Origin of the sequence: Pseudomonas allokribbensis (genome assembly GCF_014863605.1) — a bacterium.
GTDB classification, from domain to species: domain Bacteria; phylum Pseudomonadota; class Gammaproteobacteria; order Pseudomonadales; family Pseudomonadaceae; genus Aquipseudomonas; species Aquipseudomonas allokribbensis.
The window spans coordinates 5,028,789-5,051,183 of sequence record NZ_CP062252.1 but is presented as its reverse complement, the minus strand read 5'-3'; the positions used below and the strand labels follow the sequence as shown (position 1 = coordinate 5,051,183).

General features: G+C 61.3%; 25 protein-coding genes and 1 pseudogene. 15 read left to right on the top strand and 11 right to left on the bottom strand.

What is annotated here, in order from left to right:
* Positions 1 to 190: 190 nt before the first annotated feature.
* Positions 191 to 724, top strand: a complete 534-nt coding sequence (locus IF199_RS23125; RefSeq protein ID WP_007951121.1) for a gluconokinase — start codon at positions 191 to 193, stop codon at positions 722 to 724.
* An 82-nt stretch (positions 725 to 806) separates the two neighbouring features.
* Positions 807 to 2,159 (top strand): GntP family permease, encoded by a 1,353-nt coding sequence (locus IF199_RS23120; RefSeq protein WP_096818205.1) that lies wholly within the window; start codon positions 807 to 809, stop codon positions 2,157 to 2,159.
* 63 nt (positions 2,160 to 2,222) lie between these two features.
* On the opposite strand, the gene alaC is transcribed toward IF199_RS23120, so the two are convergent.
* The gene (gene alaC, locus IF199_RS23115; RefSeq protein WP_192558805.1) at positions 2,223 to 3,431 is read right to left on the bottom strand and encodes an alanine transaminase; all 1,209 of its coding nucleotides are present in this window, start codon (positions 3,429 to 3,431) and stop codon (positions 2,223 to 2,225) included.
* 139 nt (positions 3,432 to 3,570) lie between these two features.
* Here alaC and IF199_RS23110 point away from each other — a divergent pair, with 139 nt between their 5' ends.
* The 3 genes from IF199_RS23110 to IF199_RS23100 all read left to right on the top strand — a co-directional run bounded on the left by IF199_RS23110 (position 3,571) and on the right by IF199_RS23100 (position 5,602).
* Positions 3,571 to 4,233, top strand: coding sequence for a LysE family translocator (locus tag IF199_RS23110; RefSeq protein ID WP_192558804.1), 663 nt, complete (start codon positions 3,571 to 3,573; stop codon positions 4,231 to 4,233).
* 69 nt (positions 4,234 to 4,302) lie between these two features.
* Complete coding sequence (locus IF199_RS23105; RefSeq protein WP_192558803.1) at positions 4,303 to 4,797, top strand: GyrI-like domain-containing protein; 495 nt, start codon at positions 4,303 to 4,305, stop codon at positions 4,795 to 4,797.
* A gap of 316 nt (positions 4,798 to 5,113) precedes the next feature.
* Positions 5,114 to 5,602, top strand: a complete 489-nt coding sequence (locus tag IF199_RS23100; RefSeq protein WP_192558802.1) for a GNAT family N-acetyltransferase — start codon at positions 5,114 to 5,116, stop codon at positions 5,600 to 5,602.
* A 5-nt stretch (positions 5,603 to 5,607) separates the two neighbouring features.
* On the opposite strand, the gene IF199_RS23095 is transcribed toward IF199_RS23100, so the two are convergent.
* Together IF199_RS23095 and IF199_RS23090 are read right to left on the bottom strand one after the other, a co-directional pair.
* A complete protein-coding gene (locus tag IF199_RS23095; RefSeq protein ID WP_192558801.1) occupies positions 5,608 to 6,213 on the bottom strand; it encodes a pyridoxamine 5'-phosphate oxidase family protein in 606 nt (201 codons plus the stop codon).
* 17 nt (positions 6,214 to 6,230) lie between these two features.
* Positions 6,231 to 6,716, bottom strand: a complete 486-nt coding sequence (locus IF199_RS23090; RefSeq protein ID WP_074688267.1) for a GNAT family N-acetyltransferase — start codon at positions 6,714 to 6,716, stop codon at positions 6,231 to 6,233.
* A 142-nt stretch (positions 6,717 to 6,858) separates the two neighbouring features.
* On the opposite strand from IF199_RS23090, the gene IF199_RS23085 reads away from it, so the two are divergent.
* The 3 genes from IF199_RS23085 to IF199_RS23075 are packed head-to-tail and all read left to right on the top strand — an operon-like array spanning position 6,859 to position 8,906.
* Entirely contained in the window at positions 6,859 to 7,284 is a 426-nt protein-coding gene (locus IF199_RS23085) for a YybH family protein (protein WP_102621312.1), read from the top strand.
* 40 nt (positions 7,285 to 7,324) lie between these two features.
* A complete protein-coding gene (locus tag IF199_RS23080) occupies positions 7,325 to 7,669 on the top strand; it encodes a YciI family protein (protein WP_007951101.1) in 345 nt (114 codons plus the stop codon).
* Positions 7,662 to 8,906, top strand: coding sequence for an RNA polymerase sigma factor (locus IF199_RS23075; protein ID WP_192558800.1), 1,245 nt, complete (start codon positions 7,662 to 7,664; stop codon positions 8,904 to 8,906). The genes IF199_RS23080 and IF199_RS23075 overlap by 8 nt, the downstream gene beginning before the upstream one ends.
* A gap of 11 nt (positions 8,907 to 8,917) precedes the next feature.
* Here IF199_RS23075 and IF199_RS23070 read toward each other — a convergent pair whose 3' ends face one another.
* Positions 8,918 to 9,643 (bottom strand): SDR family oxidoreductase, encoded by a 726-nt coding sequence (locus IF199_RS23070; RefSeq protein ID WP_011335572.1) that lies wholly within the window; start codon positions 9,641 to 9,643, stop codon positions 8,918 to 8,920.
* A gap of 111 nt (positions 9,644 to 9,754) precedes the next feature.
* Between IF199_RS23070 and IF199_RS23065 the strand changes: the two genes are divergently transcribed.
* Complete coding sequence (locus tag IF199_RS23065) at positions 9,755 to 10,588, top strand: LysR family transcriptional regulator (protein WP_102621315.1); 834 nt, start codon at positions 9,755 to 9,757, stop codon at positions 10,586 to 10,588.
* A gap of 4 nt (positions 10,589 to 10,592) precedes the next feature.
* Here the strand turns inward: IF199_RS23065 and IF199_RS23060 are convergent, their stop codons facing one another.
* Entirely contained in the window at positions 10,593 to 11,447 is an 855-nt protein-coding gene (locus IF199_RS23060; protein ID WP_102621316.1) for a LysR family transcriptional regulator, read from the bottom strand.
* 88 nt (positions 11,448 to 11,535) lie between these two features.
* On the opposite strand from IF199_RS23060, the gene IF199_RS23055 reads away from it, so the two are divergent.
* The gene (locus tag IF199_RS23055) at positions 11,536 to 11,973 is read left to right on the top strand and encodes a multidrug/biocide efflux PACE transporter (RefSeq protein ID WP_192558799.1); all 438 of its coding nucleotides are present in this window, start codon (positions 11,536 to 11,538) and stop codon (positions 11,971 to 11,973) included.
* A 58-nt stretch (positions 11,974 to 12,031) separates the two neighbouring features.
* Here IF199_RS23055 and IF199_RS23050 read toward each other — a convergent pair whose 3' ends face one another.
* A complete protein-coding gene (locus IF199_RS23050; RefSeq protein WP_096818176.1) occupies positions 12,032 to 12,787 on the bottom strand; it encodes an SDR family NAD(P)-dependent oxidoreductase in 756 nt (251 codons plus the stop codon).
* Positions 12,788 to 12,907: 120 nt separating this feature from the next.
* Here IF199_RS23050 and IF199_RS23045 point away from each other — a divergent pair, with 120 nt between their 5' ends.
* The gene (locus IF199_RS23045; RefSeq protein WP_192558798.1) at positions 12,908 to 13,804 is read left to right on the top strand and encodes a LysR family transcriptional regulator; all 897 of its coding nucleotides are present in this window, start codon (positions 12,908 to 12,910) and stop codon (positions 13,802 to 13,804) included.
* Positions 13,805 to 13,857: 53 nt separating this feature from the next.
* Here IF199_RS23045 and IF199_RS23040 read toward each other — a convergent pair whose 3' ends face one another.
* The gene (locus tag IF199_RS23040) at positions 13,858 to 15,471 is read right to left on the bottom strand and encodes an inorganic phosphate transporter (RefSeq protein WP_096818172.1); all 1,614 of its coding nucleotides are present in this window, start codon (positions 15,469 to 15,471) and stop codon (positions 13,858 to 13,860) included.
* Positions 15,472 to 15,584: 113 nt separating this feature from the next.
* A complete protein-coding gene (locus tag IF199_RS23035; RefSeq protein ID WP_025112871.1) occupies positions 15,585 to 16,607 on the bottom strand; it encodes a transporter in 1,023 nt (340 codons plus the stop codon).
* A gap of 276 nt (positions 16,608 to 16,883) precedes the next feature.
* Here IF199_RS23035 and IF199_RS30655 point away from each other — a divergent pair.
* The 3 genes and pseudogenes from IF199_RS30655 to IF199_RS23025 all read left to right on the top strand — a co-directional run.
* Positions 16,884 to 17,573: pseudogene (locus IF199_RS30655) on the top strand (methyl-accepting chemotaxis protein); the annotation flags it as partial.
* Between the two features lie 165 nt (positions 17,574 to 17,738).
* Positions 17,739 to 18,506 (top strand): methyl-accepting chemotaxis protein, encoded by a 768-nt coding sequence (locus IF199_RS30650; RefSeq protein WP_371859721.1) that lies wholly within the window; start codon positions 17,739 to 17,741, stop codon positions 18,504 to 18,506.
* A gap of 112 nt (positions 18,507 to 18,618) precedes the next feature.
* Positions 18,619 to 19,062 (top strand): hypothetical protein, encoded by a 444-nt coding sequence (locus IF199_RS23025; RefSeq protein WP_096818166.1) that lies wholly within the window; start codon positions 18,619 to 18,621, stop codon positions 19,060 to 19,062.
* Between the two features lie 60 nt (positions 19,063 to 19,122).
* Here IF199_RS23025 and IF199_RS23020 read toward each other — a convergent pair whose 3' ends face one another.
* A complete protein-coding gene (locus IF199_RS23020; RefSeq protein WP_065259299.1) occupies positions 19,123 to 19,428 on the bottom strand; it encodes a PepSY domain-containing protein in 306 nt (101 codons plus the stop codon).
* A gap of 153 nt (positions 19,429 to 19,581) precedes the next feature.
* On the opposite strand from IF199_RS23020, the gene IF199_RS23015 reads away from it, so the two are divergent.
* Entirely contained in the window at positions 19,582 to 20,460 is an 879-nt protein-coding gene (locus tag IF199_RS23015) for a sterol desaturase family protein (RefSeq protein ID WP_192558796.1), read from the top strand.
* A gap of 1 nt (position 20,461) precedes the next feature.
* On the opposite strand, the gene IF199_RS23010 is transcribed toward IF199_RS23015, so the two are convergent.
* Positions 20,462 to 21,145, bottom strand: coding sequence for a helix-turn-helix transcriptional regulator (locus IF199_RS23010; RefSeq protein ID WP_192558795.1), 684 nt, complete (start codon positions 21,143 to 21,145; stop codon positions 20,462 to 20,464).
* On the bottom strand, positions 21,145 to 22,272 hold the full coding sequence (locus tag IF199_RS23005) for a glycerophosphodiester phosphodiesterase (RefSeq protein ID WP_192558794.1): 1,128 nt from the start codon (positions 22,270 to 22,272) through the stop codon (positions 21,145 to 21,147). The genes IF199_RS23010 and IF199_RS23005 overlap by 1 nt, the downstream gene beginning before the upstream one ends.
* Positions 22,273 to 22,395 lie beyond the last annotated feature (123 nt).

Here is a 22,395-nt window from a genome sequence, read left to right as displayed (position 1 = left end):
GGCACTAAGGTAGCGCTGTCCTTATGCAGCTGCAAATGCGTAAGCGAGGTCCTGCCTGATCCTCGCTTTTTGGCGTTGGGACCCAACCTGCTGCAACCCAAAAAAACGACAAGAAGGCGTCGGCAATTTCTGCCTGTGCACTAGAGTCATAGTTAGCAAAGGTAGCGCTGTCTGCGCGCTGAGGTGTTTCATGAATCATCCCATCACCGCCCTGGTCATCATGGGCGTTGCCGGTTGCGGCAAGACGTGCGTCAGCGAGGCCCTGTGCCAATTGAGCGGCGCCACTGCCATTGAAGGCGATACTTTCCATCCGGCCGCGAACATCGAAAAGATGAGCGCGGGGATCCCCCTGAACGACGAAGACCGTGCCGGCTGGCTCGACAGCCTGTGCGATGAACTGCGCCGCGTCGATGCCCTGGGCGAACGCCCGGTGCTGACCTGCTCGGCCCTCAAGCACATTTACCGCGAACGTCTGCGCAGCGCCTTGCCGGGCCTGGGCTTCGTGTTCCTTGAATTGACGCCTGAAGTTGCCGCCGAACGTGTGTCCCATCGTCCGGGCCACTTCATGCCGGCGACCTTGATCGAAAGCCAGTTCGCCACCCTCGAATCGCCCAAGGGCGAGCCGTTGACCCTGGCCCTGAATGCTTCGATCCACAGCGTTGAAGAACTGGCGTCGCAAGCCCACGTCTGGTGGCAGGCCCATGGCCTGAAACAGGCGGTATGAGTGTGATTGCGAAGATAGCGCTGTCCTTTCGACTTCTGATTAACCCGCTTTAATAACAACAACAAACCAGGAGACACCCCCAATGTTTGGCATGTCCCATGACGCCTACCTGCTGCTCGATGCAGTGGTCACGGTGATCGGGCTTATCGTCCTGATCACCAAGTTCAAGCTCCATCCCTTCATTGCCCTGACCATCGCCGCCGCGTTTCTCGGTCTGACGTCCGGCATGCCGATCGGCACCATCATCAAAGCGTTCCAGGACGGCTTCGGTGGTGTGCTCGGTTTCGTCGGCATCATCCTCGCGCTGGGTACGATGCTCGGCAAAATGATGGCCGAATCCGGCGGTGCCGATCAGATCGCCCAGACCCTGATTCGCGCGTTCGGCAAAGAGCGCGTTCAGTGGGCGATGATGTTCGCCGCGTTCCTGGTGGGCATTCCGTTGTTCTTCGAAATCGGCTTCGTGCTGCTGATTCCGCTGGTGTTCATCGTCGCTCGCCGCACCGGCGTGTCGATCATCAAGATCGGTATTCCGCTGCTCGCCGGCCTGTCCGCCGTGCACGGTCTGGTGCCACCGCACCCGGGCCCGCTGCTGGCCATTGGCGTGTTCGGTGCCGACATCGGCAAGACCATTCTCTACGGTCTGATCGTCGCGCTGCCGACCGCCATCATTGCCGGTCCGATCTTCGGTACGTTCATCGCCAAGCACATCCCGGGTCATCCGAATCAGGAACTGGTCGATCAACTGGCCCGTGAAACCGATTCGGCCAAGCTGCCAAGCTTCGGCATCACCCTGGTCACCGTGCTGCTGCCGGTGTTCCTGATGCTGCTGAAAACCTTCGCCGACGTGGCGCTGCCGGACGGTCATTTCTTCCGCACCTGGATGGACATGATCGGTCACCCGATCTCGGCGCTGCTGCTGGCCTTGCTGCTGTCGCTGTACACCTTCGGCGCCAAGCAGGGCATCGGTTCTCAGCAGATGCTCAAGTGGCTGGATGCGAGCCTGGCGCCAACCGCCGCGATCATCCTGATCATCGGTGCCGGTGGCGGCTTCAAGCAGATGCTGGTGACCAGCGGTGTGGGTGACGTGATCGGCCACATGGCGGTCAGCGCGCAGATCTCGCCGATCCTGCTGGCGTGGCTGGTAGCAGCGGTGATCCGTATCGCGACCGGTTCGGCCACCGTGGCGACCATCACTGGCGCGGGCATTGTGGTGCCGGTAGTGGGGATGATCCCGGGCGTGAACCGTGAGTTGCTGGTGCTGGCCACCGGTGCCGGTTCCTTGATCCTGTCCCACGTCAACGACGCCGGTTTCTGGCTGGTGAAGCAGTACTTCAACATGACCGTGGCGGAAACCTTCAAGACCTGGACCGCGATGGAAACCATCCTGTCGGTGGTTGCGCTGGGCTTTATCCTGCTGCTGTCGCTGTTCGTTTAACCTCGAACGCAAGACACAAAAAAACCGCAGCGATGCGGTTTTTTTGTGGGTGACATTCGCAAGTTACTTGGTGACCAGGCCATCCGCCCGGAACATCCCGCGAATCCCGCGTACCGCCTGACGAATCCGGTCCTGGTTTTCGATCAGCGCGAAGCGCACGTGATCGTCGCCGTATTCACCAAAGCCGACGCCCGGCGAAACGCAGACCTTGGCTTCGGCCAACAGCTTCTTGGCGAATTCCAGCGAGCCGAGGTGCGCGTAGGCGTCGGGAATCTTCGCCCAGACGTACATCGAGGCTTTCGGGTTTTCGACCATCCAGCCCAGTTCATGCAGGCCCTTGACCAGCACGTTGCGGCGCTGGCGATACTGCTCGGCGATGTCGCGCACGCATTGCTGATCGCCTTCCAGCGCGGCAATCGCAGCGACCTGCAGCGGGGTGAAGGTGCCGTAGTCGTGGTAGCTCTTGATCCGCGCCAGGGCGTTGACCAGTTCCGGGTTGCCGACCATGAAACCGATGCGCCAGCCCGCCATGTTGTAGCTCTTGGACAGGGTGAAAAACTCCACCGCGATGTCCTTGGCGCCCGGCACCTGCATGATCGACGGGGCTTTCCAGCCGTCGTAGACGATATCGGCGTAGGCCAGGTCGTGCACCACCAGCACGTCGTACTGTTTGGCGAGGGCGATCACCCGTTCGAAGAAATCCAGCTCCACGCACTGCGCGTTCGGGTTGGACGGGAAGCCGAGGATCATCATCTTCGGTTTCGGGATCGAGCCACGAATCGCCCGTTCCAGCTCGTCGAAGAAGTCCACGCCCGGCACCAGCGGCACCGACCGCACCTGGGCGCCGGCAATCACGGCACCGTAGATGTGAATCGGGTAGCTCGGGTTCGGCACCAGCACGGTGTCGCCCTGATCCAGGGTCGCCAGCATCAGGTGAGCCAGGCCTTCCTTGGAACCGATGGTGACGATGGCTTCGCTTTCCGGGTCGATATCGACCTCGTAGCGTTCCTTGTACCAGTTGGAAATCGCCCGGCGCAGGCGCGGAATGCCCTTGGACGTGGAGTAACCGTGGGTGTCTTCGCGTTGTGCAACCTGCACCAGTTTTTCAACGATGTGCGGCGGCGTGGCGCCGTCGGGGTTGCCCATGCTCAAGTCGATGATGTCTTCGCCACGACGTCGGGCGGCCATCTTCAGCTCGGCAGTGATGTTGAAAACGTAAGGGGGGAGTCGATCTATGCGCGCAAAGCGGCGCGGCGAACCTTGTTCAGCCATTGTTGCCTCGGATAACGTAAGCGCCCGGAACCGTCCGAGCGACGCTGGTCACTGCGGTGACCTGTGGCGGAAGATAAGGGCAGCGATGGCAGACTGTCCAGCGTGCACGACAACAATTTTTTCCCAAGGAAAACGGTTAATGGAATTCACCAGCGGCTTCTTGCTGAGCCTTTCGCTGTGCCTGGACATCGGCGTGGCCAACATCGCGATGATCACCCTGGCCATGCAGCGCGGCTATTTTCAGGGCTTCGCGCTGGGCCTCGGCACCTGCGTCGGCGACTTGATCTACGCCGTTCTTGCCCTGGTCGGAATGACCGTTTTGCTGCAATACGAAACCGTGCGCTGGGTGTTGTGGATCGGCGGTTCGGCGCTGTTGATCTACTTCGCGGCGAAGATGATCTATTCGGCGATCCACCACGAAGCGCTCTTGGCGGAGACGGCGGAGGTCGGCCAGAACTCCCATCGCAAGGAATTCTTCCGTGGGATTTTTCTCGCCATGTCGTCGCCGAGCGCCATCCTCTGGTTCGCGGCCGTGGGCGGCACGTTGATCGCCCGTTCCGGTGGCGGCGGTCCGCTCAGTTCGGCGCTGTTCCTCGGCGGCTTCCTGTGTGCCGGGCTGTTGTGGTCGGCGGGTCTGTGCTTCGCCGCGAGCCATGGCGGCAAACTGCTGGGTGACAAACTGCTGCGCTATTCCTACATGGCATCGGCGGCGATCTTCTGCTATTTCGCGGTCTACGTGATCGTATCCGGTTATAACGAGTTCGTCGGGTCCGGTGCCGTCGAGGCCCTGCACACGCTGTAAATGTGCGAATCGGGTTTGGCTTCTATACTCCCAGCCGAACCCACTTTTTTCGTTCCAAGGAGTCGAGTCATGGATGAGCAAAAACGCGTCGAAGTGGCTGAACCTCGCTTCGAACATGGACACTTCCTGCTGATTGCAGGTTTTCGCGATCGTTTCACCAAAGAGACCGTCCAGGACATCCCCGCGCTGTGGGAGAAACTGATCCCGCACATCGGAAATATTCCGGGTCAGAAGGGCGAAGTGACCTACGGCGTTTGCAGCAATTTCGACGGCAACGGCGGTTTCGATTACATGGCCGGGGTCGAAATCCGCAAGCTGGATGACTTCCCGCAGGAAAAGTATCCGTGGATCGAAATCCTCCCGCGTCAGTACGCGGTGTTTGAACACAAGGGTTCGCTGGATCTTCTGCCGCAGACCATCGAGTACATCTACAAAATCTGGCTGCCGGCATCTGAATACAAGGGCCTCAACGCCCCGGAGCTGGAACGCTACAGCGCCGACTTCAATCCGAAAACCAATACCGGCAAGCTGGAAATCTGCGTCCCGGTGGAAAAGAAAACCTGATGAACGACCGGCAGCGCGAACCCGCTTCGCGCTGCCGATCAAGCCTTACTTGCCCTTGATCCGTCGTGCCCGCAACAGGTCGATGCCCAGGGTGATGAAGCCGAAAAAGCTGATACCCAACACCATCAACAAACCGATTTCCATGCTGCTCATAAACTGTTCCCCTTCGGGTGATCAGAGACAGTGGTCAGGAATAGACCGTCCCGAATCCGAAGAAAAGCGCTTATACGCAGGCTTTACGCCGCCCATGCGGATCGATATGAACACCTTATTCCTTTATCCTTGGCGGCCCTGTTTCCACTGATTTCGAGCCGCCATGAACACCGTCATCCGCCACGTCACCGCCGCCGACCTGGATCGCTGCTACGCCATCGAAACCCTTGCCTATGAAGGCGACGAAGCCGCGACCCGCGAGAAGATCGCCACGCGCATCGCCACCTGGCCGGACGGTTTCATCGTCGCCGAGGTGGACGGGCAGGTGGCCGGCTTCATCAACTCCGGCGCGGCGTTTGAAGTGCAGATGTCCGACGAGGCGTTCAAGGAACTGATCGGCCACGATCCGGCGGGGCCGAACGTGGTGATCATGTCGGTGGTGGTGCACCCGGACTATCAAGGCCAAGGCCTGGCCAAGCGCCTGCTGGGCGAATTCATCGAGCGCATGCGCGCTCAGGGCAAGGCGACGATTCACTTGATGTGCAAGGATCGGCACATCCCGCTGTACGCCGGATTCGGTTTTGCCTACATCAAACCGTCCGAGTCCGACCACGGCGGGATGGCGTGGCACGAGATGATTCTGACCCTCTAAAGACTTCAGTAGAGCGTTTCACGCACCCGCGTCGGGGCCTCACGGTCGTAGGCCTCGGCATCGAACTGACCTTCGTTCAGGCGCTTGTGAAACGCGCCTGCCGTTGGCAGCGCCGAGCGCGGCAAGTGGGTTTGCGGATTCCACGCGTCCGAACGCACGAACGCTTTCGAGCAATGAAAGAACGCCGCCTCCACCGTCACCAACAACACCGTGCGCGCCGGTTTGCCGTTGACCGCGAAGCTTTCCAGTAACTCCGGATCAGCGCTGATGGTCGCCGTGCCATTGACCCGCAACGTCTCGCCAATCCCCGGAATGATGAACAGCAGCGATACCCGTGGATCGTGCAGCACGTTGCGCAAGGTATCGATGCGGTTGTTGCCCGGGCGATCCGGCAGGGCCAGGGTGCGCTCGTCAATGATCCGCACAAACCCCGGCGCATCGCCGCGCGGAGAACCGTCGATGCCGTCGGCACCGACCGAACTGACAATTACCAGCGGCGAGACCCGGACCATCGCCTGATAGTCCTCGTTGAGAAAACCGATCTGCTTGCGCACCGCCCGTTCGTGGGGCAATCCGTAAATAGCTTCCAGCGCTTCGATTGAATCGATCATCGTTGATCCCTCGACGATTAGAAGAACAGGCCCATGCGCCGCTCGTAACCGATGCGGCCCTTGTACGCTTCGCCGCTGTCGACGAAACCGTACTTGGCGTACAGCGCAATCGCGGCGTCGTTGTCGGCGTCCACCGACAGTTCCAGTCCTTTGATTTCCGGCCAGGCCTGGCGCGCAACCTCCGGCAACGCCAGCAGGCAGGCCTTGCCATAACCCTTGCCCTGGGCCCGGTGATCGACCTGCAACGCATGCAGGGTGGCGCTGTGTTCATCGGCCCATTCCGGCAGGACCGGCGGGCGCTTGAGCAGCAGAAATGCCACCGGTACGTCCTCGGCCAGCAGCGCAAAACCTTTCACGCCGGGGCCGGGTTTCGACAGCAGCGTGTGCAGGGCGCCGTGGATGTCGCCAGAGAACTTGATCTGCTCGGCGTGGATTTCAATGGCCTCGACCTGTTGGCGTTGGGTGGCGTTCAGGCTTTCGTAAGGCACGAGTCGGGCTGACACGGGAATTTCCTTTTTCCTACAAAGATGAGCCTCGGATTCTAGCGATTTTGCGTTCTCTGGAATTTTTTTGTTTCAGCTGTCGATCCGGCCAATCGCCAAGCGACCAAGTGTGTCTTCACAACAAAAACCAGGGAGAAAACCCATGAGTACGCAAGCGCAGATTCAAGCCGTGATCGACACCTACCGTCAGGCCGTCATGACCAAGGACGTGGAAAAGGTCATGACCCTGTACGCCGACGACATCCTCTCGTTCGATGCGATCAAGGCCCTGCAATTCAAGGGCAAGGAGGCCTACCGCGCCCACTGGGTGGCCTGCATGGAAATGTGCCCCGGCCCGCACATTTTCGAATTCCATGAAATCGCCATCGAGACCGGGGACAACATCGCCTTCGCCCACTGGGTCGCCAATTGCGGCGGCACCAATGAAAAAGGCGAAACCCAGAGTTGCTGGATGCGCGCCACCGCCTGCTATCGGCTGGTCGACGGGGCGTGGAAAATCGCCCACGAACACTGGTCGGCGCCGTTCGATCCGATGACTGGCTCGACACTGTTTGATGTGAAACCCTGATCTTCAGCCATAGTTGATCCGTCCGATTCAGGAGAACGCCATGAAGTATTTATGCCTGGTCTACAGCGATGAGCGCCTGCTGCATTCGTCGCCCGACAGCCCGGAAGACGCCGAATGCTGGGCCTATGCCGAGTCGATCCAGGGCAGCGGCCGGATGGTCGCCGCCGAAGCACTGGAGTCGGTGCAGACCGCCACCACGGTGCGCATGCGCAACGGCAAGTTGTCGATCACCGACGGCCCGTTCGCCGAGACCAAGGAGCAGTTGGCCGGTTTCTACCTGATCGACGCGCGGGACCTCAACGAAGCGATCCAGGTCGCCGGCAACATTCCGGCGGCCCGGGTCGGCAGCGTCGAAGTGCGTCCCGTGCGGCAGTTGAATGTCTGAGGTCGCGGCCCGGGTCGCGCAGGTCTATCGCGAAGACTCGCGGCGGATCCTCGCGACCCTGATCCGCCTGCTCGGCGATTTTGATCTCGCCGAAGAAGCCTTGCACGAGGCGTTCTTCGTCGCGGTCGAGCGTTGGCAGCGCGACGGCGTGCCGGACAATCCGCGGGCGTGGCTGGTGTCCACCGGGCGCTTCAAGGCGATTGATGTGTTGCGTCGGCGCGCACGGTTCAAAGCGTCGCAGCCGTTGTTGCTGGCGCAACTGGAGGAGCTGGAACAGTCCGAATGGGACGTTGAAGACGTGGAAGATGATCGCCTGCGCCTGATCTTCACCTGCTGCCACCCGGCACTGGCGGCGGACGCGCAAGTGCCGCTGACCCTGCGCGAAGTCTGCGATCTCACCACCGAGGAAATCGCCCGCGCATTTCTCTCGGCCCCGGCGGCGATTGCCCAGCGCATCGTGCGCGCCAAGGCGAAGATTCGTGATGCAAAAATCCCTTATCAAGTCCCGAGCCTGAGCGAATTGCCCGAGCGCCTCGACAGTGTGCTGCGGGTGATTTATCTGGTGTTCAACGAGGGGTATTCGGCGTCCGGCGGCGCCCAGGTGACCCGCGAGGATTTGACCCGTGAGGCGATTCGTCTGGGACGTCTGCTGCTGGAGTTATTGCCGGATCCGGAAGTCATGGGCTTGCTGGCACTGATGCTGTTGCATGAGTCGCGGCGTTCGGCGCGGTCGACGCCAAGCGGTGAGCTGATTCTGCTGGATGATCAGGATCGCGGATTGTGGAATGCCGAGCTGATTGCCGAAGGCTGCGATCTGGTGGAGCGGGCGCTGACCACCGGGCGCTTCGGGCCGTATTGCCTGCAAGCGGCGATTGCGGCGGTGCATGCCGAAGCTCCGACCGCAGGGGAGACGGACTGGGCGCAGATCGTCGGTCTGTATGACGTGTTGCTGCGGGCGGTGCCGTCGCCGGTGATCGAGTTGAACCGGGCGGTGGCGGTGGCCAAGCGTGATGGGGCGTTGGCCGGGTTGACCTTGATTGAAGGAATTCTGGACCGTGGGGAGTTGCAGGATTACCACCTGGCGCATTCGGCACGGGCGGAGTTTTGTCGGCAGTTGGGGCGGGTTGAAGAGGCGCGGGCGGCTTATTCGCGGGCGCTGGCGTTGACGCGGCAGGAGCCGGAGCGGCGGTTTATCGAGGGACGATTGCGCGAGCTGACGCTGCGCAATCCCCTTTAGTAAACGTCGAGTCAGGCTTGCTGGCGGGTAGCAGCCATCACAATCTCCCGAATACAAACCCCCTGCGGCTGCCCATACGCATAAGCAATCGCCGTCGCCACATCCTCGGCACTCAGCACCGTCCCACCCATGTCCTGCTTCCAAGCCTGATACCCGGTCTTGATCGCCTCATCCGTGGTGTGGCTCAGCAATTCGGTTTCCACCGCCCCCGGCGCAATAGTGGTCACGCGCACGTTATGCGGCGACAGCTCTTCACGCAGGTTTTCCGACAACCCGTGCACCGCAAACTTGGTGCCGACGTACGCCACATGGTTCGGGAACGTCTTGCGCCCGGCCACCGAGCTGACGTTGATGATGGTGCCGTGCTTGCGCTCGATCATCCCGGCGACCACCGCGTGCACGCCGTTAAGCAAGCCTTTCACGTTGACGTCGAGCATCTGGTCCCACTGCGCCGGGTCCTGTTTGCTCATCTCGCCCAGCAGCATCACCCCGGCGTTGTTGATCAGCGCATCGGCCGGGCCGAATTGCGCCTCAGCCTCGGCAACAGCGGCCAGCAACGCGGCGCGGTCGGTGATGTCGACGCGGCGGCTGAGGGTGTTCGGCAGTGCCAGCGCTTCGAGGCGTTCGATACGGCGCGCCAGCAACAGCAGGGGGTGACCGGCAGCGCTCAAGCGCCGTGCGGTGGCTTCGCCGATGCCCGAGCTGGCGCCGGTGATGATGATCAATGGCTTGCTCATGGTTGAACTCCTGAGATAAGAAAAACAAATGACCAGATTCGAAGCGCAGTATATTTAGCCCGCTGGAGGCTGAAAAATGCCTTATTCCTCTGTCTGCTATCGGAATTTCCTATGGATATCCGCCATCTCAAAGCCTTCCTCGCGGTGTTCGAGGAACGCAACATCACCGCTGCCGCACAACGGCTGTTCATCAGTCAGCCCACGTTGTCGGTGACCATCAAACAGCTGGAAGAAGAACTCGGCGCGACGCTGTTCGTGCGTCAGCCCCGTGGTGTGGAGGTCAGCGACGAAGCGCGGCTGCTGTACCCGCAGGCGCGACGGATGGTGGCCGAATCCGAGGCCTTGAGCCGGATGTTTCGCGGCCGCGAAAACCGCGCGCCGCTGACCCTCGGCATCGAGGGTGACATCGCCGCCAGTCACATCGAAGCCTTTGTGCGCATGGCCCATCAGGCGTTGCCCAATCTGCTGCTGACGCTTGAGGAAGGCTGCCACGGCGATGGTCGGCTGGCGGTCGAGGAAATGTGCTGCGAGGACGAACTGTTTCTGCCGCTGTGGGAAGAGTCTTACGTGATGGCGCTGCCACTCGACCATCCGATGGCCAACGCGCAGGCAGGCTGGGCGCCGATCGAGGACTGGATCACCTGCCCGCAACATCCGTCCCATCAGCGGTTGATGGCGCTTTACGGACGCTCGCCGGAAGCGGTGGCGGGGCATGCCGGTTCACTGCAACAGGCGTTGCACATGGTGGCGGCGGGTGTCGGCGTGGCGATGTTGCCGCAGTCGTTGGTGAGCGGGCATGAACGCATCGTCGTACGTGCGCTGCACCTGCCGGCGCCGACCCGGCGGGTGGGGTTGTGCTACGCGGCGCAGGCGCTGGAATTGCCGGCGATGCGCGGGTTGCATGAGCACTTTCAACACAATCGGCCGCCGGCGATTGCCGCTTGAATCGTCACTCGAGCATCTTGCTCAGCAACCAGCTCCCCGCCGGCCCCGGCGGGTACAGCCGCGACCACAGCGCATCGACGAACACCGGTTTCGGCCAGCCGCGCACCTTCAGCTCAACCAGCAGATCGTTACCGAAACGCTCCACCAGCCAGCGCGGCAGCGGTGCCCAGCCGAAGCCCTTTTCGGCCATCTCCAGCAGCATCAGATAACTCGGCGCCGACCACACCCGGCCTTTGCCGCGACTGTCATAGGGATTGACGATGGTGGCCAGGCGCAGCTCGCGATGCTGTTCAAGGACTGTTTGATCGATGGATTCCTGCGTCGCCAACGGATGATTACGGCCGACGAACAGGGCGATTTCAGTGCGTTCGGCGACGGTCGAGGTCGCCAGGTCCGGCGGGTAGTTGTCCTGCATCTCGGCGAATGCCAGGTGCGCCCGACCGCGTTGCACCAGTTCGATCAGGTCATCGCACTCGGCGATCAGGCATTCCAGCTCCAGATCCGGGTAGCGCTGCTCGAAGCCCACCAATGCGGCTTCGAAACGGTCGGACTGATAAGTGTCGGAAATCGCCACCGTGAGTTTCGGCTCGACGCCCTGGGCCAATTGCCGGGCGGTCATTTCCAGGCGGCTGGTGGCCGACAGAATCGCCTCGGCCCGTTGCAGCATCACGTGACCGGCCGGGGTCAGGGTCGGTTTGCGGCTGCTGCGGTCGAACAGGATCAGGTCCAGATCGATCTCAAGACTGGCCACCGCCGCACTCACCGTCGACTGACTGCGCCCGAGTTTGCGCGCCGCCGCCGAAAAAGAGCCTTGAGTGGCGGCCTGGACAAACGCGAGCAGCACTTCTTGAGAGGCCATGAACTATCGCCTTGATCGATGGTTATTGGTTATGAAGTATCGGTGCGGTGCTGGATCATGGCAACCATCTTCACAGAGGAACTCGGCCATGACTGCCAACAAATCCATCACTGAACGTATCTTCCAGGCCATCGGTTTCGAACTGCTGGCAATTCTGATCTGTACTCCATTGCTGGCGTGGATCATGGGCAAACCGCTGGTCGAAATGGGCGCCGTCACCATGGCCATCGCGTTGCTGGCCCTGGGCTGGAACGTGGTGTTCAACGGCTTATTCGACCGCCTGCTCAAACGCTGGAACATCGCCCACAACGCCTGGGTACGGGTGGCGCACGCGCTGCTGTTCGAGGGCGGGTTGATCGTGATGGGCGTGCCGCTGATTGCCTGGTGGCTGTCGGTCAGCCTGTGGCAGGCGTTCCTGCTCGACATTGGCGTGCTGCTGTTCTTCCTTCCGTACACCTACGTCTATCACTGGGGTTATGACGTGGTGCGCGAGCGGCTGGTGATGCGCAGCGTCTGCCAGAACTGAAAACAAAAATCGCAGCCTGCGAGGGCTGCGATTTTTTTGTCCGGGATTTTTGCCGGGTTTAGAGAAACATCCCGCCCGACGCTTCAATCCGCTGACCGTTGATCCACTGCGCGCCCGGCGACAGCAGCAGCGCCAGTGCACCGCCAATGTCATCCGGCTGCCCGGCACGGCCCAGGGCTGTGTTGCTGGCGACCATGGCGTTCAGCGCCGAATTGTCGCGCACCGCACCACCGCCGAAGTCGGTTTCGATGGCGCCCGGTGCGAGGATATTCACGGCGATCTGCCGCGCACCTAGCTCCTTGGCCTGATAACGGGTCAGCACTTCCATCGCACCTTTCATCGCCGCGTAGGCGGCATAACCCGGCAGGGTGAAACGGGCCAGACCGCTGGAGATGTTGATGATCCGCCCGCCATCGTTGATCAGCGGCAGCAATTGCTGAGTCAGGAAGAACGGCCCTTTCAACTGCACGTTCATCAGCAGGTCGAACTGCTCCGGCGTGGTTTCGGCGAAGGACGCATGCACACCAATCCCGGCGTTGTTGATCAGGAAATCGAAGCGCGACTGCCCGAGCTGTTGCAGTGCTTGCCCGACCCGTACGGCGAAATCGGCGAAGCCTTCGCTGCGGCCGACATCCAGTTGCAGCATCACGGCGTTGGCGCCGAGTGTTTTCAGTTCCTCGACCAGCGATTGCGCTTCATCGGCGCGGCTGTTGTAGGTGCCGATGATGTCCACGCCTTGCGCGGCGAGGTGCAGGGCGGCGTTCTTGCCGAGGCCACGGCTGGCACCGGTGATCAATGCGATTTTGCGATTCATGGGTCTTCCTCGAGGGCAGTGACGGTTGATGGGGCCCAGTTTATTTATCCGCCGTGAGGTGATAAACACGCTGAAACCGGAATCACTGGTCGGTATGTCCGAACAATCAATGGGTGGCCCATGAACAAACTGGAACTGCTGCGCACCTTCGTCCGGGTCAGCGAATTGTCGAGTTTTACGATGGCGGGGGAGAGTCTGGGGCTGCCGCGCTCGACGGTGTCCGAGCAGGTGCAGGCGCTGGAAACCCTGCTCGGCACGCGTCTGCTGCAACGCACCACGCGCAAGGTCCAGGCGACTCAGGACGGCCTTGCGTTATATGAGCGCAGCAAGGATCTGCTGTCGCACATGGACGAAATCGAGAACCTGTTCCGTCAGGACGAAGCGTCGCTGACCGGGCGGATTCGGGTCGACATGCCGAACATTCTGTCGCGGCGGCTGATCATGCCGAAGTTGCCGGAATTCATGGCCCGTCATCCGAACCTGGAACTGGAAATCAGCAGCACCGATCGCCGGGTCGACCTGCTCGCCGAGGGCTTCGATTGCGTGGTGCGCATCGGCGCGCAACCCGATCAGTCGGTGGTGGCGCGACATCTGGGTGACTTCAGCATGATCAACTGCGCCAGCCCCGCGTATCTGCAGCGCTACGGTGTGCCGCAGACGCTGGAGGATCTGGCGCAGCATCGGCTGGTGCATTACGTCGGTGTGCTGGGGTCGCGTTCGGAAGGGTTTGTCTACGAGCAGGACGGGCAGGTTCACCGCTTGCCGATGGCCGGCAGCGTGACGGTCAACAGCACCGATGCGTACGAGTCGGCGTGCCTGGGTGGATTTGGTCTGATTCAGGTACCGCGTACCGGCATGAATACCTATCTGGACACCGGTGAGGTGGTGACCGTGTTGCCGCAATACACCGCGCCGGCGATGGGCATTTCACTGCTGTACGCCCGGCAGCGGCATTTGCCGTTGCGGGTGCGGGTGTTCATGGACTGGTTGGGGGAGTTGATTCGTTCGACGCTCTGATTCCTGCCGCAAATCCCTGTGGGGGCAAAGGCTCTCACAGGGATTCCGGTTGATCAGAAGATCTGGGTGAACAGCCAGTACAGGCTGCCCGACAGCAGAATCGCTGCCGGCAAGGTCAGCACCCACGCCATCAGCAGATTGCGGATGGTCTTCATCTGCAGGCCGCCACCGTTGGCGACCATGGTCCCGGCCACGCCTGAGGACAACACATGGGTGGTCGACACCGGCAGGCCGAACATGTCGGCGGCGCCGATGGTCAGCATCGCCACGGTTTCAGCCGAGGCGCCCTGTGCGTAAGTCAGGTGGGTCTTGCCGATCTTCTCGCCGACCGTGACCACGATCCGCTTCCAGCCGACCATGGTGCCCAGCCCCAACGCAATCGCCACGGCGATCTTCACCCACAGCGGGATGAACCGGGTGGCATTGTCGATCTGCTGTTTGAACAGTTGCAGTTTGTTGGTGGTGTCGGCGTCGAAGGTGCCGACCTTGTTCTTGTCCATCAGGCGAATGGTTTCGCTGGCCAGGTACATGTCGTTACGCACGTTGCCCATGGCCTCGGCCGGGACTTTCGACAGCGAACCGTAGCCTTTGACTTCTTCACCGATGTGCCCGGTCAGTGCGGCGAGGGCCGGGACCAACTGCGGCGTGGCTTGCTTGCTGCGCACGTAATCCGAGAGCACCGGACGCGGATCGGCCGGGGCCGGCAGCGGTGCGCTTTTTACCAGCGCCTGTTGGGTGACTTCAGCCACGGCGGCGAACTGCAACGCCTGATCCGCCGGCATGGTGCGGTTCAGCGCATAAGCCATCGGCAGGGTGCCAACCAGGATCAGCATGATCAGGCCCATGCCTTTCTGGCCGTCGTTGGAACCGTGGGCAAACGACACGCCGGTGCAAGTCAGGATCAGCAGACCGCGAATCCACCACGGCGGCGGGGTGTTGCCTTCCGGGGCCTTGTACAGCGAGCGGTTCTTCACGAACGCGCGCAATGCCAGCAGCAACAGCGCCGCGCAACCGAAACCCACCAGCGGCGACAGCAGCAGTGCGTAACCGATCTTGGTGGCCTGGGCCCAGTCCACACCGCTGGTACCGTCGCGACCGTGCATCAGGGCATTCGCCACGCCAACACCAATGATCGAACCGATCAGCGTGTGCGACGACGAGGCCGGCAGGCCCAGCCACCAGGTGCCGAGGTTCCACAGAATCGCGGCGATCAGCAGGGCGAAGATCATCGCGAAACCGGCGGACGAGCCGACTTGCAGAATCAGCTCGACCGGCAGCAGGGCGATGATGCCGAACGCCACCGCGCCACTCGAAAGCAACACGCCGAGGAAGTTGAAGAAACCCGACCACACCACGGCCACATTCGGTGGCAGCGAGTGGGTGTAGATCACCGTGGCCACGGCATTGGCGGTGTCGTGGAAACCGTTGACGAACTCAAAACCCAGCGCAATCAACAGCGCCACGCCGAGCAGCAGGAACGGGGTCCAGGTGGTGACCACCGTGCCGAGTTCGTGCATGTCGTGCATCAGGCTGTAGGCCGTGAACAGCATCCCCATGGCCAGTACGGCGAAGAACACCACGTAAGTGAAGGGGCCGGTTTTCTTGTCGAGCGCCGGCCTGCCGCTGGGGGCGGAGGCCGGGCTGGCGGTCAGGGAGGGAGTAGCCATGGGAGGACAATCCTGAGCGGGGGGAAGGAGTGTTGCCCATGATCGTTGCTAAATATTACAGAGAGACTGCGACAGATCAGTGTTTGGCGGATTAGCCGCGCCGCTGGTCTTGCTTAATAGTCACCACGCTTGCGAAACGCCCAGCGCCCGGCAATCACGGTAAACGTCACCACCAGCGCCACCAGAATCCAGAACCCTTCCGGATCAGTGGCCAGCGGCACACCGCCGACGTTCATGCCGAAGAAACCGGCAATGATGTTGATCGGCAGCGCCAGCACCGTCACCACGGTCAGGGTGAACAGCGTGCGGTTGCTCTGTTCGTTGAGGTTGGCGGCGATCTCTTCCTGCAACAGCTTGATCCGCTCGCCGAGGGCCGTGAGGTCGTTGATGATCAGCGCGAACTCCTCGGTGGATTTGCGCAGCTCCTTCACGTCTTCCTTCTGCAACCACGGTGGCGGTCGATTGAGCAGGCGCAGCAGCGAACCCGGCTCCAGCGCCAGCAGTCGTTGCAGGCGCACCAGCACCCGACGGTTGGCGCCGAGTTCGGCGCGGTTGGTCGACAGTCGCGAGGACAGCAACTCGTCCTCGACCTGATCGACGCTCATGCTGGTCTTGCGCACGATCTGGGTCAGCACTTCGCCCTGGTCGCGCAGCAAGTGCACGAGCAATTCCGACGGCGAGCGAAAGCACTCGCCGGCCTTCACCGACGAACGCAGCTTGTCCACCGAGTGCAGCGGTTGCAGGCGCGCACTGACGATCAGTTTGCTGCGCACGCAGACCCACAGCGTCGACACGTCCGACGACACCATGCTGCTGAGGTTGAACACCACGTCGTTGACCACCGCCAGCAACGCCGAATCGACATGCTCGATACGGGTCGAGCGCGAGCCTTCATGCAGCGCTTCGAAAAACTCTTCGGGTAATTGCAGATGACTTTTCATCCAGCGCTCGCACGCGGCGTGCGCCAGGTTCAGGTGCAGCCAGAGAAACTCATCGCCATCGCTGTCGTCTTGCAGGCAGCGCAGGGCAGTCGCCGAGTCGACTTCGCGACCACGCTCGCCGGGACGAAAACGAAAACCGTAGAGCAAGCCGAACAGGTCTGGATCGCGATGGCTGATATCGAGGCTGTGGTTCATGAAGTCTCGCTGGGAGGAGGGCGTCTGTCGCGGGATTTGCAGATTCACCTGAGCCGCATCATTGCAATGCAGTGTGACGTTTTGGTGACAGCTAAATGACGCCAGAATCAATGCCTTACCGGCGGTCGGATTTTTCTCAAGAAGCCCTCTGGCACGCCGATCACGCATGAGTTAGGTTGCGCGCCTTCGGCCAAGAGCCAAGGTTCGCCGACACGGATGTCCGGCCACAATTCACGTCTTACCGGACGTGCCTCATCCCTGTCATGAGTACCTGCGATGTTGCAAAAATCCCTGAGAGCGCAAATTCTCGCCCTGCTGAGCGGCAGTCTGTTGGCGATGCTGTTGATCGCGCTGGCCTGCTTTCATTTCCTGTCCAACGGCGTGCAGAACTACAGCCAGTTGATTGCCGGCCCCTTGCACACGTCGCAACTGATCGACGAAGCCAACCTGCAATTCAAGGTGCAGGTGCAGGAGTGGAAAAACGTCCTGCTGCGCGGCAAACAACCGGCAGACTTGGCCAAGTACTGGGGCCAGTTCGAAGATCGCCAGCGCGATGTGCAGAATATCCTTGGTGAGCTGGCCAATCAGAAAGGCCTTGAGCCTGCGCTGAAAACCCGTATCGAGCGCCTGCGTGAAGAACACCGTCTGCTCGGCGCCGCCTACCAGAAAGGTCGCGATGCCTACGTAGCTGCCGGTGCCGATCCGACCGCGGGCGACACCGCCGTCAAAGGCGTCGACCGCGCCGCCAGCGACCAGATGAGCGAACTGGTGGGCGAACTGCGCAAGCAGGGCACCGAACAGTCGGCGCTGATCAGTGCCAGTGCTGATCGCACCGTGTTGCTGGGGATTCTGGTGATGCTCGCATCCGGCCTGTTGATCGGTTTGCTGAGCCTGTGGCTGGTCAACCGCAACCTGGTCGAGCCGATCCGCAAGCTCATCGACTACGTCACCCAGTTGAGCAGGGGCCGTCTGGTCGAGCGTGTGTCCAGCAGCCGTCAGGACGAGTTGGGCAACCTGGCCGCCGCCGCCAACACCCTGCGCGACTTCCTCGCTGAAACCTTCAACCACCTGCAGCGCAGCGCCAAGGATCTGGACAGCGCCAGCGGCGAGTTGAACGCCATCGCCACCGTGATGGCCGGCGGTACCAACGAGCAGTTCAACCGCACCGATCAGGTGGCCACGGCGATGAACGAAATGTCCGCCACCGCCCAGGAAGTCGCCCGTCATGCGGCCGATGCAGCGCGTGCTGCCGACGATGCCGACCAGTCCGCCCAGCAGGGTGAAAAGGTCATGCAGAGCACCATCCACAGCATCACCCAGATGCGCGGCGAAATCGCCAACACCGCCACAGTGATCCGTCGTCTGGAAGCCGACAGCGGTCGCATCGGCAAGGTGCTGGAAGTGATTCGCGGGATCGCCGAGCAGACCAACCTGCTGGCGCTCAACGCCGCCATCGAAGCGGCCCGGGCCGGTGAAGCCGGGCGTGGTTTTGCGGTGGTGGCCGATGAGGTGCGTAACCTCGCGCAGCGTACGGCGGAGTCGATCATCGAGATCAACCAGATCATCCAGAGCGTGCAGACCGGCGCGGTGGATGCAGCCCACGCCATCGACAGCGGCCAGACCCGCAGCGATGAAAGCGTCGAGCAAGTGACCCAGGCCGGCGCCATGCTCGAGCGCATCACCCATGCGGTGGAAGCGATTCGCGACATGAACCGCCAGATCGCCACGGCGGCCGAAGAGCAAACGTCGGTGGCCGAAGACATCTCGCGCAACCTGACCGAGATCACGTCGATTGCCAGCACCAACCTCGACAACGTGCAGCGCACCGAAAGTGCCAGCCAGAACCTGCACGGCCTGTCCGGCCAACTGAACGACGTCACCGCTCGCCTGAGCGTCTGACCCGCCAGTGACTGTGTACCGGCCCGGTTACCGAGTCGGTACACAGTCGATCTCAATTCGTGCAGGCCGCCGCCGATGGCCGGTTATCCATAACCGTCATTGGAGAATTCCCATGGTCAGCATCACGTCTGTTTCGATCAATCAAACCGTCACCACACCCACCAGCAAAACCTCGATTGCCGACACGGGCGACGACACCTCGACCACAGCAGCGGCCAGTACCGGTGTGAAGGCCGACACCAGCAAAGTGGCGGCGGGCGGCGGTGCCGCACCATCGGGGGACAGCAGCTCCAGCAGCGATGAATCGGATACGGTGAAAGAACTGCGTAAGCAGATTGCCGAGCTGCAAAAGCAATTGCAGGAACAGCAACAGGCGCTGCAAGCGGCCCAGGCCAAGCAGGAAAGTCAGGACGCTAAAGCGGCGGATGTTGCGGCTGCGCAATCGCAGATCGCGACGACTTCGGCTTCGTTGCAGACGGCGACGGCGGCTTTGTTGGCGGCGTTGCAGCAATCTGATTCGAGTACGTCGGGTTCGCTGGTCAGTACCTCGGCATAACTTTCGGACACAAAAAAGCCGCACGATCCGAAAATCGTGCGGCTTTGTCTTGCGGTGCAATCAGTGATCTTGCTTGTTGCTCAGGACCTTGCCGGTTGCCGCATCCAGATCCACGTCCCATTCTTTGCCATCGGCAGTACGCAGCTCGACTTCGTACTCATAGCCGTTGAAATGGTTGTCCAGGTCGGTGTCGACGATGGTCGCGCCCGGGTGCAGGGCCAGGGCAATCTTGTTCAGCTCTTCCAGCGGCTTGATCTTGCCGGACTTGACCAGCTCAGGGATCTGATCGACGCGAACGTCAGCCTGGGCCAAGCCAGCGGTGAGGGTCAGGGCGGCAGCGGTAAACAGGGCAGTCAGGGTTTTCATCGGTTATTCCTTTAGGTGATTCGTTCAAGTGAGTTCAGGTTAGCCACCGCAACTTAATTCACCCTTAAAAAACGCCGTGGGTGTTTGCGTCGTTTGTTCAATCGCCGTTCGCGGGCAACTTTCATGCTCAGCCTTCGATTAATGGAGGTGGACATGAAACGCATCTTTTCGTGGTTGTATGCGCCGTTGTTCTGGCTTGGATTCATCGGCGGCGGGATTGGGTTGGCGGGGCATTCGCTACTGTGGTTGTTGCCGTTGTTTGCTGTGGCGTTGGCGGTGTCGTTCGCGGCCGAATGGCTGCTGCCTTATGAAATGAACTGGAACCGCCCGACCGGCGATCGCCGTCGCGACATGCTCCACGCGTTGATCAACGAAGCGTTGAACGCCCTCGGCCTGCTGGCATTGCCGGGGCTGGTGACGCTGATTGCGATTGACGGTGCTTGGCCGTCGAGCTGGCCACTGTGGCTACAAGTCGGCCTGGCGATTTTCATTGCCGATGCGGGCGTGAGCCTGATGCACTACGCCAGCCATCGCGTGCCGTGGATGTGGCGGCTGCACGCGATTCATCACAGCGTCGAACGGCTCTACGGGTTCAACGGTTTGATGAAGCATCCGCTGCATCAATTGCTGGAGGCGACGGCGGGGCTGCTGCCGTTGCTGGTGCTGGGCATTCCGTCCGAGGTCGCGGTGTTGTTGGCATTCGCCATTGCGATCCAGCTGTTGCTGCAGCATTCGAACCTCGACATGCGCGTTGGCCCGATGCGCTGGATCTTCGCCTGGGCGCCGCTGCACCGTTTTCATCACATGAAGTACGGGCGCGCCGGTGACGTCAATTTCGGGCTGTTCTTTACCCTCTGGGACTGGCTGCTGGGCACCGGTTTTTACACGGAGAATTACCGGATCGGCGCGGGCGATCTGGGCATTGGCAGTCGTCCGGACTTTCCACGGGACTATGTGGCGCAGTTGCTCGATCCGTTCGAACCGGCAACGCTGGGCAAGGAACCGAAAGTGCCGGACGGCCTGCGACGTTGAGTCAGTCCAGCAGACGCAATTCGATGTGTTGCAACGCTTGGCGGGCGGTGACGCCGAAGAGTTTTTTCAGGCTGCGGGAAAAGTGCGCGGAATCGGCAAACCCGGCGTCGTGGGCGGCGTCGGTTACCGGGCTGCCGGCGATTATTAAAGCCATCGCCAGTCGCAACCGGCGCCACAACACCAGTCGCCGCACGGGCAGGCCGACCTGGCTGACGAACAACCGTTGCAACTGGCTCATGGACACGTGGGCGGAATCGGCCACGGCACTGGCGGCAACTTTACTCGACAGCGAGGCATCGACAGTGGCGAGGGCGCGTTCGATTCGCGGATCGCTCAGCTCGCGGCGGGGGCATTGGCCAATGGCGTGATTCAGTGCCGTCAGCGACAACTCATTGTCGAACAGCAGATCGCGCAACGCCTGAGCCTCAAATCGCAGCGGTTCGGCGTACACGGTGAACACAGGGTCCGGCGCCTCGACAATCGCATGACGAGTCTGGGACGTAATCAGCAGGCGGGAAGTGGTGACGGGTGTACCCTCGACCAGAACAGTCAACGGCCGGTCAGGCGCAAGAATCAGTTGGTGAGCGTAGTGGGAGTGGGGCGCAGTGCGCCCCGACATCCCGTGGATCAGGCCATAGTCGTGCCCCAGCCAGAGGCGGCCTGTCCACGGGGTGTCCGGTTGCATCAGAAACCGTTGTTCTTCAACACCTGATCCACACTGGCGGCGGCCGGGCGTTTGTAGAACTTCAGCAGTTCGCTGGCACGGTTGGTGAAGATGCCGTCGACGCCGGCAGCCATGACTTTCTCGTAGTCCACCGGCTCATCGACGGTGTAGACGTGCACCAGCATTCCTTTGTCATGGGTGTACTTGTTCATCCATGGCTGCACGAGGTCCGAATAGCTCTGATCGCCACCGTGGGTCAGCTTGGCCGAAGGACCGGTGCCGATGGCGCCCTGAGCCTTGGCGTAGTCGACCCATTGCTTGAATTCAGCTTCGGATTTCGGCTCTTGTTTGCCGTAGAACGTGTTCTTGTCCTTCTCGCCGGAGTCGGCAAAGGTCACTTTGGATTTCGGCTCGATGCTGCCTTCGCCAACCCACAGCAACAGAATCTTCGGCACCTGCGGCATTTCCTTTTGCAGCAGTTCGAGGCTGTTCTTCTCGAAGGTTTGCAGGATCACTTTACCGTTGCCCGCGCCGACGCTGGTGGCGTCTTTTGGCTGCTTGGCGCCGGCCGGGATCAGCAGGCCGCGAGCCTGGAGTTTTTCCTTCAGGTCGTGCTCGATGCCGGGGAACAGTTGCGGCTCCTTGGTCTCGATGTACAGGCCCGGCTTGTGCTGCGGGTTGGCCTGGGCGATGTCGATGATTTCGTCCAGGGTCAGAATCTTCAGGCCGGCGTAGGACGGACGCGCGCGATCCGGGTAGGCCTTGTTGTACCAGCTGCCAGCATCCAGGGTTTTCAGTTCGGCCATGGTGAAGGCGTTGGCCGGGCTGTCCTTGCGGTCCGGGAACTTGCTGGCGACGTCGGTGGTGCGTTGCAGGTTGTTGTCGTGCAGGGCGAACAGCACGCCGTCCTTGCTGCGCTGCAGGTCCATTTCCAGGTAATCGGCACCGAGGTCACGGGCCAGTTTGTAGGAGGCTGCGGTGGATTCCGGTGCATCGAAGGAGGCGCCACGGTGGGCGATCACCGCCGGGTGCGGAATGCCCTCGGAGGCAGCGAGCGCAACCGGGTTTGGCTGGCTGGCAGCATGGGCCTGACCGAGGCCGAGTATCAGGCTCAGCAGCAGAGCGCTTTTGGTAAACGTGGCGGGCATGTCGAGGTCCTTTCGCAGGTATTTTCGAAGATGTCCCTTTTAGCAACTCAAACGAAAACGTGCTATCGCAAGACCGACATAAACGTACTGAAAGCGAAAATTTCCGCACTTTTGTGCGTTTGT

What these genes read in the sequence shown, in the direction of transcription:
- IF199_RS23005 (WP_192558794.1), bottom strand. Translation starts at nt 22,272, where the DNA reads ATGCCCGCCACGTTTACCAAAAGCGCTCTGCTGCTGAGCCTGATACTC.
- IF199_RS23050 (WP_096818176.1), bottom strand. Translation starts at nt 12,787, where the DNA reads ATGAATCGCAAAATCGCATTGATCACCGGTGCCAGCCGTGGCCTCGGC.
- IF199_RS23100 (WP_192558802.1), top strand. Translation starts at nt 5,114, where the DNA reads ATGAACACCGTCATCCGCCACGTCACCGCCGCCGACCTGGATCGCTGC.
- IF199_RS23060 (WP_102621316.1), bottom strand. Translation starts at nt 11,447, where the DNA reads ATGGCCTCTCAAGAAGTGCTGCTCGCGTTTGTCCAGGCCGCCACTCAA.
- IF199_RS23125 (WP_007951121.1), top strand. Translation starts at nt 191, where the DNA reads ATGAATCATCCCATCACCGCCCTGGTCATCATGGGCGTTGCCGGTTGC.
- IF199_RS23035 (WP_025112871.1), bottom strand. Translation starts at nt 16,607, where the DNA reads ATGAACCACAGCCTCGATATCAGCCATCGCGATCCAGACCTGTTCGGC.
- alaC (WP_192558805.1), bottom strand. Translation starts at nt 3,431, where the DNA reads ATGGCTGAACAAGGTTCGCCGCGCCGCTTTGCGCGCATAGATCGACTC.
- IF199_RS23040 (WP_096818172.1), bottom strand. Translation starts at nt 15,471, where the DNA reads ATGGCTACTCCCTCCCTGACCGCCAGCCCGGCCTCCGCCCCCAGCGGC.
- IF199_RS23065 (WP_102621315.1), top strand. Translation starts at nt 9,755, where the DNA reads ATGGATATCCGCCATCTCAAAGCCTTCCTCGCGGTGTTCGAGGAACGC.
- IF199_RS23075 (WP_192558800.1), top strand. Translation starts at nt 7,662, where the DNA reads ATGTCTGAGGTCGCGGCCCGGGTCGCGCAGGTCTATCGCGAAGACTCG.
- IF199_RS23010 (WP_192558795.1), bottom strand. Translation starts at nt 21,145, where the DNA reads ATGCAACCGGACACCCCGTGGACAGGCCGCCTCTGGCTGGGGCACGAC.
- IF199_RS23015 (WP_192558796.1), top strand. Translation starts at nt 19,582, where the DNA reads ATGAAACGCATCTTTTCGTGGTTGTATGCGCCGTTGTTCTGGCTTGGA.
- IF199_RS23025 (WP_096818166.1), top strand. Translation starts at nt 18,619, where the DNA reads ATGGTCAGCATCACGTCTGTTTCGATCAATCAAACCGTCACCACACCC.
- IF199_RS30650 (WP_371859721.1), top strand. Translation starts at nt 17,739, where the DNA reads ATGGCCGGCGGTACCAACGAGCAGTTCAACCGCACCGATCAGGTGGCC.
- IF199_RS23080 (WP_007951101.1), top strand. Translation starts at nt 7,325, where the DNA reads ATGAAGTATTTATGCCTGGTCTACAGCGATGAGCGCCTGCTGCATTCG.
- IF199_RS23120 (WP_096818205.1), top strand. Translation starts at nt 807, where the DNA reads ATGTTTGGCATGTCCCATGACGCCTACCTGCTGCTCGATGCAGTGGTC.
- IF199_RS23105 (WP_192558803.1), top strand. Translation starts at nt 4,303, where the DNA reads ATGGATGAGCAAAAACGCGTCGAAGTGGCTGAACCTCGCTTCGAACAT.
- IF199_RS23045 (WP_192558798.1), top strand. Translation starts at nt 12,908, where the DNA reads ATGAACAAACTGGAACTGCTGCGCACCTTCGTCCGGGTCAGCGAATTG.
- IF199_RS23085 (WP_102621312.1), top strand. Translation starts at nt 6,859, where the DNA reads ATGAGTACGCAAGCGCAGATTCAAGCCGTGATCGACACCTACCGTCAG.
- IF199_RS23055 (WP_192558799.1), top strand. Translation starts at nt 11,536, where the DNA reads ATGACTGCCAACAAATCCATCACTGAACGTATCTTCCAGGCCATCGGT.
- IF199_RS23070 (WP_011335572.1), bottom strand. Translation starts at nt 9,643, where the DNA reads ATGAGCAAGCCATTGATCATCATCACCGGCGCCAGCTCGGGCATCGGC.
- IF199_RS23095 (WP_192558801.1), bottom strand. Translation starts at nt 6,213, where the DNA reads ATGATCGATTCAATCGAAGCGCTGGAAGCTATTTACGGATTGCCCCAC.
- IF199_RS23020 (WP_065259299.1), bottom strand. Translation starts at nt 19,428, where the DNA reads ATGAAAACCCTGACTGCCCTGTTTACCGCTGCCGCCCTGACCCTCACC.
- IF199_RS23110 (WP_192558804.1), top strand. Translation starts at nt 3,571, where the DNA reads ATGGAATTCACCAGCGGCTTCTTGCTGAGCCTTTCGCTGTGCCTGGAC.